The sequence below is a fragment of the Actinobacillus equuli genome (assembly GCF_900636745.1).
In the GTDB taxonomy this organism is placed as follows: domain Bacteria; phylum Pseudomonadota; class Gammaproteobacteria; order Enterobacterales; family Pasteurellaceae; genus Actinobacillus; species Actinobacillus equuli.
On the sequence record NZ_LR134310.1, the window covers coordinates 855,192 to 869,518 of the forward strand.

A 14,327-nucleotide genomic window follows, 5' to 3' on the forward strand; every position below is an offset into this window, starting at 1 on the left:
AGGCAATAGAGATATTATCATAGATTACGCCATCTTTGCTCGATCTTTTCAATCATTTTCCGCTTCGAACTGGTCGGATCTAAGCTATCTAGCCATTCAATTTCACTTCCCCAGCCACGCAACCAAGTAATTTGGCGCTTTGCAAGCTGTCTGGTTGCACAAATACCTTTATATACGGCTTCATCAAGCGAAATATCACCGTCAAGGTGTTCCCACATTTGGCGATATCCCACGCAACGAATAGAAGGTAAGTCCTTATGTAAATCCCCTCTTGCGTATAGTTTTTTGACTTCTTGTAGAAAGCCAAGTTCCATCATTTTATGAAAACGCTGTTCAATCCGATGATGTAATACCGCTCTATCTTGCGGCGCAATCGCAAACTGTAACACATCATAAGGCAACGCTTCACCCGATTGTGCGGTCAGCTCTGTCATCGTCTTACCGGTCAGATAAAAAACTTCCAAAGCACGATTAATACGTTGGCTATCGTTTGGATTAATACGAGTACCGGCGGTAGGGTCTATTTTTAGTAATTCCGCATGTAATCCGTCCCAGCCGATTTGCTCTGCCTTCGCTTCAATTTCCACACGAATATTCGGATCGGCAGACGGTAACGGCGAAAGTCCTTCCAACAATGCTTTGTAATACAACATTGTCCCGCCGACCAATAACGGAATACGTCCGTTTGCGGTAATCTCCGCCATTTCACGCAATGCGTCTTCACGGAAATTCATCGCCGAATAACTTTCTAGCGGGTCTAAAATATCAATTAACCGATGAGGCGCAAGCGCTAACTCAGCCTTACTCGGCTTTGCCGTTCCAATATCCATACCTTTGTAAATCAGTGCCGAATCCACACTAATCACTTCCACCGGAAGCGTTTGGCGCAAGGTAATCGCCAAATCCGTTTTGCCCGAAGCTGTTGGGCCCATTAAAAAAATTGCAAAAGGTTTTTTATTCATTTTGTTCTATCTAAAGTTATAAGCGGTCGAATTTTAGCGGAAATTTACCAAAAGCCAAATCACGATACTTATAAAAATTTAGCAAATAGCTAGAAATGGCGAAAAATCCACTTCAATTTTTAACTTGTCTAGCTCCGCTTTCGCTAACGGTTCGGTCTCTGCCAGCCAACTTACCGCTTCAGCGAGGCTGTAAGCGGTCGGAATCGGCGCAAATTTTGCAAAAAAGTGAGCTAAATCGACCGCTTGTGAATCTAATAAACCTAATAAGATTTGTTGTAAATTCTGCTCTCGTAATAATCTCGGCACTTGGGCAACCGAAAGACGAATTTGCCCTTGCCACGCTTTCTCACTAATTGCGAAGCCTAATTCTGCCAATGGTGCCTTGAGTGTTTGCCAACGCTGTGTCTGCGTTTCATCTAAGCTTAAATTCAGCGGAATCAGTAACGCTTGGCTTTCTCCTTTGGTAAGTTGTGTTTGAAAACGCAAACGGGCTAATTTTTCCAATGAAAGCAAATAAAATTGTTGTTCCGCTTTTAATAATAGCGCCTGATTTCGCACAATGGCTAACGGCTGCCAATGACTTGCTGTCACCGGTAAAGATTGTGTTGGCTTATGTTCTGCTTCATCTATCTCTTGAGCAAAAATCACCGGTGCAAAATTAGCTTTCGGTTCAACTAAATCCGCTATGTTATTCGATTGAGTTTGTGGCTGACTGACTAATTCTCCATACCATTTTTGTGCCGATTTAGAGACGCTCGTTGTACGAGCTGAGTAACTTGGTACACGAGAAGCGGTCGGTTTTGCAAAATTTTCTGTAAATTCGACCGCTTGTTGCGGCGCTAAAAAGCTATTACTACCCGCCGCTATACGATTAGTATCTCGTTGATAACTCGGCAAGGGCTCATTCACTTGATCGGTTAAACCAATTTCCGTTTGCCCCTGTAAGGCAGTTTGTACGCCTTGCAAAATAAAATCATGTACTAAGCGCCCTTGATGAAAACGCACTTCGTGTTTTGCCGGATGCACGTTCACATCTACTTGACTTGGGTCAATATCTAAAAAGACCACAAACGCAGGATAATTGCCTGCCGGCATATTGGTCGATTCATAGGCTTGGCGAATGGCGTGATTAATGGTTTTATCGCGCATCATTCGTCCGTTCACATAGCTATAACACAAATCATTCTGCAGTCTGGAAATATTTGGCAAACCAATCCAACCGTGTAAGTGTAAGTCTCCGTGTTGCCAGTCGATATGAATCGCATTTTGGATAAACTCATCACCGCAAATTGCCGCCACTCGGCGTTGCTGCTGTTCGACTGAATTATCTTGTACCTTGCGATATTGGCGTACTGTTTTGCCGTTATGAGTTAGAGTAAAACTGATATTCGGTTTTGCTAGCGCAATACGACGAACCACTTCATCAATATGCGCAAATTCGGTTTTATCGGTACGCAAAAATTTACGGCGTGCCGGCGTATTAAAGAATAAATTCGCCACTTCAATTGTCGTGCCGACCGGATGCGAAGCCGGCTGGATTTCAACTTCCATTTCACGTCCTTGCGCATAAGCTTGCCATGCTTCCGCTTGCCCTTCGGGGCGAGAGGTCAATGTAAGTCGTGAAACTGAGCTGATACTTGCCAGAGCCTCACCACGAAAGCCAAGGCTTAAAATCATCTCCAAATCTTCAAGGCTAGAAATTTTGCTGGTAGCGTGACGAGCCAAAGCTAGAGCTAAATCTTGTTTACTAATGCCACAGCCGTTATCTCGAATACGAATAAGTTGCGCACCACCTTTCTCAATATCAATTTGAATCTGATTTGCGCCGGCATCCAAACTGTTTTCAATCAATTCTTTTACAACGGATGCAGGACGCTCCACCACTTCACCGGCAGCGATTTGGTTAGCAAGTTGAGGAGGAAGAACATGAATAAGGTGTTGAGTCATAGCATGAATGTCATTAAGCAAAAAGTACTTCATTTTACCCAAAATCTGCAAAATTGAGTAGAAAAAGAACTACTAACCACCCACAAATAGAGTTACGAATTATTTTTATTTGTATTGAATTTACAATTAAGCACTGATAGAATCCGAACTGTAAATTACTTAAAAATTTACAAAATAACTATCAAATTAGGTCATAACCAAAGCGTAATTTGACTAAGTCTGGATACCACTTTTATAAAAATCTAAAGGAATACATATAATGAATAAAAACTTACGTTTAAGCTTAATCGCAGTTGTATGCTCGTTAGCAATCACTGCTTGTTCATCGAGCAACAAAGGCGCGACACGCTATGAAAATTTAGTAAAAAACAAAACTGAAGAAGCAATTAAAAAAGCCGAAGAAAAAGTAAAACGCGCACAAGATTCAGAAACAGCGAAAAAACTCGCTGATTTAGAAAAGAAAAAGAAAGAATTAGAAGCCGAATTAGCTAAAAAGCAAAATGATAATGCCGACGCAGTAGAGAAAAAAGAGCCTGTAGTTGTAAATCCAACTGACAAAGTATTAACAGCGGAAGAAGCTAAGAAAGCGTTAGAAAAAGCATTTAAAGACAACGGTATAATCTCTGGAGAAAGTAAAATTATATCTCTAAGTGGTAGTAATGCTACTATCAATGACACAAAATTATCTATCTCTAATATTGATAAGAATAGCACAAATCAAAATTTAAATACTTTAGTAATTGACGGACACTCAATCACATTATTTGATACAGATGCAATGAAATCTCACCTTGCCTCTACTTATAATGAAGAAATTGAAGGAAAAATATTTGATATTACTACTGAAAATGGTAAAGGCAAAGTAGGGAGTCTTCCTCGTAAAAGTACAGGAAGTGATTTTGAACATATGCGATATGGATATTATACTGATAAAGATGGTAAAACCTCATTATTCGTACAAGGGTATTTAACACCTACAACTGCAGCCCAAACCGGAGAAGAAACAAAATCTCCATTTAACTATTGGGATGCTTCAAGAGGTAATAATAGTTCTCCTCAACCACTATACTCATTACCAGTAGAAAAAGTATATGAGTATAAAGGTACCACTTTCTATGGTAATGGTAATCAATATGCGGAATATGCTACAACTGCTTATGCCGACTTTGATAATAAGAAAGTTCAAGTTAATGTTTTAAATACAACGGGAGAAAATAAATTAACTTTTGGTGGAAATATCAATAACAATACATTTGAAGGTACTCATAACGGTATCGTAACAAAAGGAGCTTTTTTTGGTAAAAGAGCTTCTGATATAGGTGGAATATTCTATCAAACTGAAGGTGCAGAAAAAGGGAATAATGGTGTTTTCGGAGCTACTCAACAAAACTGTGGCTACTCTAGCTGTACACCAATAGAAAATAAAAATTTAAAAACTTTTGAAATAAAATAAGGTTAATTACCAATGAAAAAACTCCCCCTAACACTACTCACAGTAGCTTGTTCATTTGCATTAACCGCTTGTTATTCAAGCGGTGGTGGCGGTGGTTCAACTGAGCCGCCAAAAATTGATAAAGCTAAAAGTGCTAAAAATCCACCGGCAGCCGGTAGCAATTCAAGCACAAACACTAGTGCCAAAAATGCAAATAGCAAATTCTTTAGCGCAGTAAATGATGGCTTTGCTACAAAAGAAAGTACACTCTTAAGCGGTGTCATTTTAAACACTTCTGGTAATGGATCATTTAAAGGTATAAACCCATCTAAAAATGATGATTTAGATGCTTTAGACATTGACGGTACAAAAATCACTCTGTTCAATGTTGATGATAAATTACGAGAAATTGCTGTTGAAAATTTAAAAACACTATCAAATAAAGATCTAGATCCTTTAGCTAATAAAAAACTTTCCGGCTATGTCGGTAGTCAAGGGCAATATGGCGAACGAGGGTTAGATTTTAAAGCAGTGCGTTATGGTGTTGCGATCATTAATAATGTAGGACACCCCTTTGTTCAAGGCTTTTTAACACCTGAAACCGGTAATATTTCTGTTCGTGGTGAATACTATTACCCAATAGAAGCGAAAGGAAGCTTCAAATATACCGGTTTTGCCGTTTATGGTAGTGGAAACGATTATAAACAGCTTACTTCTGAAGTAATTGCTGACTTTACCAATAAAAAAGTTAAAGTTGATTTAGCCGGTGATGCAACTAAATTAAGTTTTGGCGGCGATATTAACGGTAATACCTTTAGCGGTACAAGCAAAGATGGTATTGAAACCAAAGGCGCATTTTATGGTTCATTGGCTCGTGATGTAGGCGGTGTATTTAATTATGCGAAAGAAGGTAAGAATGGGGCATTTGGTGCGTCAAATAAACGTTCTGATACCACAACAGTTACAGAGTTTTAGTTAACCTTTATCCTCTCAAGCGGTGTAATTTGTAAAATTTTTTGCAAATTACACCGCTTTTTTAATCTTTATAACCATAGAATACACGGAGTACACTGGAAAGCTTTATATACGCTAAGGTTCGTTTAATTACATCGCGATCAATAACACCTCTTCTCACACAATTCCCTTTGCCCATAAAAAAACACGGGTTACAGCAATACTGTGTAATCCGTGTTTTCTGTAGTTTATTAAAACGATTATATCAAACTAGAAACGAACTTCTACCGAAGCCGAATAGTTACGTCCCGGTGCAACAAAACGTTCTAAACCGCGTAACTCCTTATCAACCGTATTGGTTGTGCCTAAACGGTTGATACCGCGTAATGCGTCCCATGTATGATATTTACGATTGAAAATATTGTATAAGCCTGCACGTAAAGTTACATTTTTATGTACTTTCCAGAAGCCGTATACATCAACTAAGGTTGCCGAACCGCTTAAATATGGGAAAGGTTCCGTTATTCGTTTGGTACGAGAATCATCATAGGTAACAATGGTTGCATCTTTGGCATGTTTAGCGCCTAAATAAGTCCAACGAGAATGGATACCCCAAAGATCATTCGGATCTTCATAACTTAAGCCTAAAATCACTTTTACCGGTTGAACAGAAAGTAAGCTTGCTTCCGTACCGTATAATTTACTTTTCGAATACCCCACGCTGCCTAAGAATTTAAAGCCTTTCGGAATATATGCGGTAACTTGGTCTAAATTTACCTTGCTCGTCACTTCCAAGCCGGAAATTCGTGCTTTATCCACATTAATCGCTTGGTTGAAAATGGTCGGATTAATTGAGTTATAACCGTAATATTGGCAATGCGCATCACATTCCATTTGGGTTAACCCATTAGTTTCTTGTTCAAACAAGAAATCTTTATAGCGAATATGATATAGACTCACATTTAAACGCCCGAGTTGGTTTTCGCCTCGAATACTGATCGAATTATTTACACTGCGTTCCGCTTTCAAATACGGATTTGCCAACCAGTTACCCGAAGGATGTTTATACGAGAAGAACATCTCCGAAGCGGACGGTACGCGATAGCCGGTTGAAACGTAATAACCTAGATGCCATACTGGTGTCACTTGTGCATTCAAACCTAATGAGCCGGTTAAATTTTTAAATGTCGTTGCTTTACCACGGGTATCGCAATTATAACATTTAGCATTCAACTCTTGTGGGGCAAGTTGTTCTTGGTCATAACGTAGCCCTGCCGTACCGGAGAACATTTCATTCCACTGAATTTGATCTTGTGCGGCAATATAAAACGCACGAGTGCGAATCGGGTGTTGAATCGCATAAGTCGAAGTAGATGTTGAGTCAGAGAATAAATAAGTATCGGTATTTTCATTTTTAAAATCACGTTGCGATACGGCAGTACGTAAAGTCACTTGATGCGTACCGTACTCCGTTTCAAACGGAATAGAATCTAAACGTAAACCGATACGATGAAATTCATTATTCATATTACGATCATAAATTTCATCTAATGATTTTTTGATATGCAATTTTTGGAAATCACTACTTCCTTTGTAGTTAATCGCTCGAACATCGGTTTTTTGGTAATCATATTCGGTTTTTAAATAAGACAGATAACCACTAGTCGGAAAATACTCATAAGCGACATTTACATTATGACGTTCACCTTCATCATCAGTATCACGCCAAGAAGAGTCCAAATAGTTATAAGAGCGTTCATCGGTAAATGCTTTCGCAAGCTGATTACTGTAAGCAGCACTTACACGATGTTTTTCGTTAAATAAGTAGCCGAATTTCACCAAGTTACTGTGGTTACGATGAAATGACGGATCCGGTGCACCGCTGGTGTTATTCCAAGCCACTCTACCGTTACCTAAACTTTTTTGCTCATGACCGTAACGGGTGGAATATAAATAGACCGCATCCAACTTCTCATCTTTATAGGCAGCGCCGGCAGTGTGTACCCATTCACTATTTTTGCTGGCGTAGCTATTTTTTAATAACACACCGACTTTATTGCCGGGTAACACAATATCTGCAGCATCTAAAGTACGATAATTCACGCCGCCACCAAGTGAGCCGCTACCTGTGGTAAATGAATCCGAACCACGTACAATATCAATCCCTGTCACTAACTCAGGATCAATGGTTAAACGTGAGGTATTAAAGTTACCATAACGTGCGTATAGCGAGTTTTCTTCCGAATCCGGCAAGTTTACCCCGTCAATACTAATCCCTACACGGTTTCCCTCCACCCCACGCATCGCAAAACCTTTCAAATGACGACCGCTATCGGCAATCCCCACATCGGTGGTATAACGGACGAGATCTTTGGTATCGGCAATTAACTCTTCTTGAATGGCTCGGCGATTTTTCTTAATTTCGCCAATTTTTTTAGATTGTTCTTGTTCAGCCGTTACAGTAACTTCCTCCAGTTCTGCAATTGTTTCTTGTGCTTGTGTCGTATTCACTACGCCAAAAACACCAAATAACGTCGCCATTGATATTTTTTGATAGGTCTTCATTGGATTCCCTTTTTATTTTGCTTGCAACTGACTTTTATTTTCGTTAAATACAAATAATTACAATTATAAACATAAATTGCAGCCTCAATCTATATAAATGAGAACTATTTTTCTTACCAATTAGCTAAAATTTTCCGCTTTAACCCATCTAAATAGCTATGATAGACTGTGGTCCATTTCCACTATTTAGAGATACCACTATGTCAATGATTATCCTCGCCCAACAAGCTAAAACCGCCAGTGTCGAACTTGCTCAATTCGGAAGCGTTCAAAAAAACCAAGCGCTTCTTACTATTGCCGAACAATTGGAACAACGCTCGACTGAAATCCTTGCCGCTAATGCCAAAGATATTGAATTTGCAAAAAATCAGGGAATTTCGACCGCTATCATCGACCGTTTGTTATTAAATAAAAGCCGTTTGCAAGGTATTGCTAACGATGTACGTAATGTGGTGAAATTAGCCGATCCGGTCGGGCAGGTGATTGATGGTGGTGTGTTAGATTCAGGACTGAAAATTGAACGTCAGCGTGTACCGCTCGGGGTTATTCTTACGATTTATGAAGCACGTCCGAACGTAACGATTGATGTCGCTTCTCTCTGTTTAAAAACCGGCAATGCGGTGATTTTACGTGGTGGTAAAGAAACCAAATTTACCAATGCTGTGTTAGTAGAAGTGGTGCAACAAGCGTTAGAAACCGCCGGTTTACCGAAACTGGCGGTTCAGGCGGTTACCGATCCGGCTCGTGCTTTGTTACTCGAATTATTAAAACTCGATCGCTACATTGATATGGTAATCCCTCGTGGCGGTGCCGGTTTGCATCAGTTCTGTAAAGAGAACTCGACCATTCCGGTAATTGTCGGTGGGATCGGTGTTTGCCATATGTTTGTCGAAAAAAGTGCCGACCAACAAAAAGCGTTAGAGCTGATTGCGAATGCCAAAACGCAACGCCCAAGCACTTGTAACACGCTCGAAACCTTATTAGTTGAAAAAGCAATAGCGGTCGAATTTTTACCGAAACTTGCAAATCGAATGAAAGCATTAGGCGTGACATTACATACCGATGATTTGCAAAAAACTGAGGGAATTGAACCGCTTGATGAAGCAAGAATGCGTCAAGAATGGCTCTCGTTAGATTTAAATGTGGTGGTGGTCGATAACTTAGCCAAGGCAGTGGAACATATTCGTGAATACGGATCGCAACATTCGGAAGCAATTCTGACTTCTGATTACCAACTGGCGCGCCAATTTGTCGCCCAAGTCGATGCGGCGGCAGTCTATATCAACGCAAGTACCCGTTTTACTGACGGCGGTGAATTCGGTTTAGGGGCGGAAGTGGCAGTAAGTACCCAAAAACTCCACGCACGAGGTCCAATGGGCTTAGAGGCGCTCACCACCTATAAATGGGTCTGTGAAGGGGATTATTTGGTTAGAAAATAAATCACCCTCTCTAGCCTTTTCTTGCTTACGAATGCTGAATTTGAGTGTTCGTAAGCGGTTAAATTTCATCAAATTTTTACCATGAATACGCTTACTCTATTTTGCAAAATATTCTTTAAACGCTGGCAGCAAAATAAAATTGCTATTTCGGCGGGCTACCTGACTTACAGCACAATGTTAGCGATAGTGCCGTTAATCATGGTGGTGTTTTCCGTCTTTACTTTTTTCCCAATCTTTCACGAAGCCACCGAATTACTTAAAGATTTTATCTATGATAACTTTGCGCCAAATGCGGGACATATGGTCGAAGAATATATTGAGTTGTTTGTCAGCAATTCGAAAAAGATGGGATTAATCAGCATTATCGGCTTATTTGTCGTCGCAGTGATGTTGATTTCCAGTATTGACCAAAGCCTAAATGACATTTGGCATAATACACGCAAGCGGTCAATTTTTATCTCTTTTTTACTCTATACTTTAATCCTGATTTTTGCGCCGATTTTTGCCGGAATGAGTATTGCAATAAGTACTTATGTGATGTCTTTTAACGTATTTAGCGAAAACGGAATGTTGTCCTTTAGCCACCATTTACTCAAATATGTGCCTTTCTGCTTAATTTGGTTATTATTCACTTTAGTGTATAAGATTGTGCCAAATACTGAAGTAAAAGGTAAACATGCGACAATCGGTGCATTATTTGCCGCAATATTTTTTACTTTGGGTAAACAAGCGTTTATTTGGTATGTTACGACTTTTCCGTCTTATCAAGCCATTTATGGCGCACTTGCCGTGTTACCGATTATGATTGTTTGGATTCATTTAAGCTGGCAAGTTGTGTTACTCGGCGGGCAATTCGCTTCGGTATTAAAAGATTTAGAAATGATAAAAAACGGAGAATTAGAACTAAAATGATTGGCTTAATCCAACGTGTAAAATGGGCAAAAGTAGAAGTTGAAGGTCAAACGGTCGGTGAAATTGCGCATGGTTTATTGGTATTACTTGGCGTAGAACAAGGTGACGACCAAGCCAAAGCGGATAAATTACTTGAAAAGGTGCTTAACTATCGAGTGTTTTCCGATGAACAGGGCAAAATGAACTTAAACGTGCAACAAGCTGGCGGAAGTTTATTAGTGGTATCACAATTTACTTTAGCCGCTGATACCAATAAAGGTTTACGTCCAAGTTTTTCGCGTGGCGCTGCCCCTCAGGAAGCGAATGCGCTATACGAATATTTCCATCAGCAAGCCGCTCAGAAAATTCATACCCAAACAGGACAATTCGCAGCAGATATGCAAGTCAGCTTGCAAAATGATGGGCCGGTTACCTTTTGGTTACAGGTTTAAAACGAAATAAAGGTGCAACTCATTGCACCTTTTTTACTTAATAGAAAAATTGTTGTCCTCGGCTGCCGTCACATTGATAAATCGCCAGTTTATTTCCTCGTTTACCAATATCTAAACATTTACCGCTCATACTACTACGGATTTGTTGCCCGTCTCTAAACCACTGCTGATTCTCACCACCATGACAACGATAAGTAATCACTTTCGCACCGTTGTATTGGTATTCACCGCCAACATCCAAACATTGTCCATTCACCTTAATCTGCGAATTTACGAACTCAAAACGCTGGTTCGCTTTACCGTGGCAGTGATAAGCAATGATTCCGCGATAATCGGAACCGCTTTGATCTAAACATTTACCCGATGCCGTTTTAATTAATCCGCTATGCGGTAAATGCGGATAACCCTGTTGGCTATTCGGCTGATGGCTTGGAATAATAATGACATTCGGATTACTCACCGGATAGCCACTTCCTACATCAGTCGGGGGAACAACATAAACACACGCCGACAGTACTAATGTTGCAAGCAACGCAACTTTTTTCATAAAAATCTCCTTTATCATTTTATGATTTTTTGAAGTTATAAGAAGTTTATTTTAACCGGAAGTTCCTCCGTTCCTAAAATAAAAATGCCCTAACCTGATGGGAATAGGGCATTTCATTGGTAAAAAATCGGAGAAATTTAACCGCTTATAAGACAGCCGACTCCGCTTTAACTCTTGGTTTCGTTGTCAATTTTAATAAGAAATAGCCGATAACCGCCGAAACGAAAGTTCCCATTAAAATACCTAAACGAGCAAGCGCTAATAGGCTCTCGTCCGCATGTTCTTCGCCGAAAGCAAGCCCTGCAATAAACATCGACATGGTAAAGCCGATACCGCACAGTACAGCAATCGCAAAAATTTGTTTAAAGTTAATGCCTTTCGGTAACTTCGCAATACGCAATAAAACCGCTAAATAACTAAATAAGAATACACCAAGCGGTTTACCGATAATTAAGCCTAGAGCCACGCCTAAAGGTAAAGGTGAAGCGATTTGTTCTAAACTCATACCACTTAGCGACACACCGGCATTTGAGAATGCAAATAACGGCAAAATCGCAAATGAACACCACGGCGCAAGGGTATGTTCAAGGTGATGCAACGGCGCCTCACCGTTTTTACCGCGCAATGGAATACAGAAACCGATAATCACACCCGCTAATGTAGCGTGTACACCGGATTTCAACACCGATGCCCATAAAATCGTACCAATAATCGCATAGTTCATTAACCCGACTACTTTATAGCGATTCATCCCGATTAAAATCAAAATCGAAATACTCGCAATAATCAGCGCTTGAATACTCATCTCATGTGAGAAGAACAAGGCAATTACCACAATTGCACCAAGGTCATCAATAATCGCTAAGGCAAGTAAAAACACCTTGAGTGCCGGCGGCACTTGTTTACTGAGTAAAGCCACAATACCTAACGCAAATGCAATATCGGTTGCCATCGGGATTGCCCAACCATCTTTATAAGCGGGGAAATCACGGTTAATCATCCAATAAATTAATGCCGGAATCACCATTCCGCCGATAGCGGCAAAAGCTGGAAAAGCGGCTTTTTGGTAACTGGATAGCGATCCTTCAAACAATTCTCGTTTTACTTCTAAGCCGACTAAAATAAAAAATACCGCCATAAAACCGTCATTCACCCACATGAGTAACGGCTTATCAATGCTGAAGGCACCAAACTTAATCGCTACCTCTGTTTGCAAAAAACTAAAATAGAGTTGTTTTAAATCCGTATTCGCAAAAATCATTGCGAGTAAGGCTGAAACCAACAATAAAATCCCACTTGCTGCTTCTAGTTTCAGAAATTTCTGAATCTGTTTGATCATAAAAATCTCCTATCGTTAAATGAGGTTATTATGTTTTCGTTTTACCTCTTTCCCGACATTAACATTTTTTTAACCTAATACAAAAGTGGAATTCGTTGTAATTTTGTTAAAATAAGGGGTAAATTTCATCTATTTGCTTATTTTTAAACCAAAAGAGGTATCACAATGTCAAATGAATGGCTTTATTGGGCACTCGCCTCCGCATTATTCGCTTCACTTACTGCAATTTTTGCTAAAGTCGGCTTACAGGGTATTGATTCGGATTTCGCCACCTTTATCCGAACGGTAGTCATTCTGATCGCCCTCGCCGCCTTTCTGACTTATAGCGGTAAATGGCAGCCGTTCGGTTCTCTGACTGGTAAAAACTGGACATTTTTAATCTTATCAGGACTAGCAACCGGTGTTTCATGGCTTGCCTATTTCAAAGCGTTACAAATGGGAAATGCTTCGCAAGTTGCCCCGATTGATAAATTTAGTATTGTTTTGGTTACCGTATTTGCCGTGATCTTTTTAGGCGAAAGACCGAGCGGTCAAGATTGGATCGGTATTGCGCTTGTCGCAGCGGGTGTTTTAACCCTTGCGATAAAGCGGTAGAATATCGCTAATTTTTTGCAAAATTTCGATTAAATTTAACCGCTTGTAAGACCCCATTTATGGCAGATTCATTCCCAATTATTGAAGTGGTATTTGCTCATTATGATGAGCCGATACCACTTCCTTTTTTACCGCCGGCAGGGCTTTCCGAACGCCAATTAAAACGTTGGAAAAGTCGCAGAACCGCCCATTTTTTATTAACTCAACTGTTTCAAAAATATCAATTACCACTAAATTTATTGGATGATATTCAACGTACGCAAAGCGGCAGACCTTTTGTGCAACATGAGAACATCGATTTTAATATCAGCCATTCCGGCGAATGGGTGGCGGTGATTTTTTGCTATCATAAAAGTAAATTACAAGTGGGGATTGATATTGAACATCCGCAAAAAGTAAGACGTTATACCGATCTGTTACGTCATTACGCCCATGCGGAAGAAATTGAAGGCTTACTTGAGCGAAACCATACACCGTTTACCGAATTAGTCGATCGGTTTTATTTGAGTTGGTGTTTACATGAAGCGGTACTGAAATCGCAGGGCGTGGGGATTGTGAAATTGTCTGAAGTACAACATTTTCCACAACAGCGCATTGTTCGTTCGGCATACTGCCCGACTGGGACATTGCATTTTTATCATCAGCTGCCGTTTTACTTATGCTATTTTTATCAAGATTTAGCGAACGCGCTTGTCGTTCTTAGCGAATGGAAAGTAGGGGAATTGCAAAAAATTTCCGATTTTCAACCGCTTGTTTATCAAGTTAATCCAAGGAACTTAAATGCCTAAACTCACATTAGCAGAAAAACACTCTCGCTTTGGAAAAATTGTTTCCGAGTTTTTCCAGTGGACGCTCAATATTTCATTATTAGTAGCGGGGTTATTACTCTCTTATTCGCTCTTTTCCGAAGCCTATTCTTTATTCGAATTATTGGCAAACCACAGCGAAAAATTCCAAATTGTCGAGAAAATTGTGATTTTCTTCCTCTATTTCGAATTTTTAGCGTTGATCGTGCAATATTTTAAATATAATTATCACTTCCCTCTGCGCTACTTCCTGTATATCGGGATTACCGCCATGGTGCGCTTAATTATTGTCGATCATTCCAATGCAATACATACACTGTTATTTGCGCTATCTATTTTAGTGATGATTATTGCACTATTTATTGTTCATACAGACCGCTTACGTAAAAGCTAAGGAAT

General features: G+C 39.9%; 13 protein-coding genes. 8 read left to right on the forward strand and 5 right to left on the reverse strand.

The annotated features are described in order from the left end of the window. Positions 1–17: 17 nt before the first annotated feature. Both miaA and mutL read right to left on the reverse strand, forming a co-directional pair. On the reverse strand, positions 18–962 hold the full coding sequence (miaA, locus tag EL121_RS03945) for a tRNA (adenosine(37)-N6)-dimethylallyltransferase MiaA (RefSeq protein ID WP_039197847.1): 945 nt from the start codon (positions 960–962) through the stop codon (positions 18–20). Between the two features lie 78 nt (positions 963–1,040). After that, positions 1,041–2,909, reverse strand: a complete 1,869-nt coding sequence (gene mutL / locus EL121_RS03950) for a DNA mismatch repair endonuclease MutL (protein ID WP_039197849.1) — start codon at positions 2,907–2,909, stop codon at positions 1,041–1,043. Between the two features lie 259 nt (positions 2,910–3,168). Here mutL and EL121_RS03955 point away from each other — a divergent pair, with 259 nt between their 5' ends. Next, a complete protein-coding gene (locus EL121_RS03955; protein WP_039197851.1) occupies positions 3,169–4,362 on the forward strand; it encodes a transferrin-binding protein-like solute binding protein in 1,194 nt (397 codons plus the stop codon). A gap of 12 nt (positions 4,363–4,374) precedes the next feature. Beyond that, complete coding sequence (locus EL121_RS03960; RefSeq protein ID WP_039197852.1) at positions 4,375–5,316, forward strand: transferrin-binding protein-like solute binding protein; 942 nt, start codon at positions 4,375–4,377, stop codon at positions 5,314–5,316. A 249-nt stretch (positions 5,317–5,565) separates the two neighbouring features. On the opposite strand, the gene EL121_RS03965 is transcribed toward EL121_RS03960, so the two are convergent. Then, entirely contained in the window at positions 5,566–7,860 is a 2,295-nt protein-coding gene (locus EL121_RS03965) for a TonB-dependent hemoglobin/transferrin/lactoferrin family receptor (RefSeq protein ID WP_039197854.1), read from the reverse strand. Positions 7,861–8,060: 200 nt separating this feature from the next. Here EL121_RS03965 and proA point away from each other — a divergent pair, with 200 nt between their 5' ends. The 3 genes from proA (at position 8,061) to dtd (ending at position 10,642) form a co-directional block, all read left to right on the forward strand. After that, entirely contained in the window at positions 8,061–9,299 is a 1,239-nt protein-coding gene (gene proA / locus EL121_RS03970) for a glutamate-5-semialdehyde dehydrogenase (protein WP_039197856.1), read from the forward strand. A gap of 81 nt (positions 9,300–9,380) precedes the next feature. Beyond that, on the forward strand, positions 9,381–10,211 hold the full coding sequence (locus EL121_RS03975) for a virulence factor BrkB family protein (RefSeq protein ID WP_039197858.1): 831 nt from the start codon (positions 9,381–9,383) through the stop codon (positions 10,209–10,211). Further along, positions 10,208–10,642, forward strand: coding sequence for a D-aminoacyl-tRNA deacylase (dtd, locus tag EL121_RS03980; RefSeq protein WP_039197859.1), 435 nt, complete (start codon positions 10,208–10,210; stop codon positions 10,640–10,642). The genes EL121_RS03975 and dtd overlap by 4 nt, the downstream gene beginning before the upstream one ends. Positions 10,643–10,679: 37 nt before the next feature. On the opposite strand, the gene EL121_RS03985 is transcribed toward dtd, so the two are convergent. Together EL121_RS03985 and nhaA are read right to left on the reverse strand one after the other, a co-directional pair. Further along, entirely contained in the window at positions 10,680–11,189 is a 510-nt protein-coding gene (locus EL121_RS03985; protein WP_164997535.1) for a ricin-type beta-trefoil lectin domain protein, read from the reverse strand. 145 nt (positions 11,190–11,334) lie between these two features. Further along, positions 11,335–12,528 carry a Na+/H+ antiporter NhaA gene (gene nhaA / locus EL121_RS03990; protein ID WP_039197861.1) on the reverse strand — a complete coding sequence of 398 codons (1,194 nt, stop codon included), beginning with the start codon at positions 12,526–12,528 and terminating at the stop codon, positions 11,335–11,337. Between the two features lie 165 nt (positions 12,529–12,693). Here nhaA and EL121_RS03995 point away from each other — a divergent pair, with 165 nt between their 5' ends. The 3 genes from EL121_RS03995 to psiE are packed head-to-tail and all read left to right on the forward strand — an operon-like array spanning position 12,694 to position 14,322. Beyond that, entirely contained in the window at positions 12,694–13,122 is a 429-nt protein-coding gene (locus tag EL121_RS03995) for an EamA family transporter (RefSeq protein ID WP_014992182.1), read from the forward strand. Between the two features lie 59 nt (positions 13,123–13,181). After that, positions 13,182–13,910 carry a 4'-phosphopantetheinyl transferase family protein gene (locus EL121_RS04000; RefSeq protein WP_039197863.1) on the forward strand — a complete coding sequence of 243 codons (729 nt, stop codon included), beginning with the start codon at positions 13,182–13,184 and terminating at the stop codon, positions 13,908–13,910. Next, positions 13,903–14,322, forward strand: coding sequence for a phosphate-starvation-inducible protein PsiE (gene psiE, locus EL121_RS04005; protein ID WP_039197865.1), 420 nt, complete (start codon positions 13,903–13,905; stop codon positions 14,320–14,322). Before EL121_RS04000 ends, psiE begins: the two co-directional genes overlap by 8 nt. Positions 14,323–14,327: the final 5 nt, after the last annotated feature.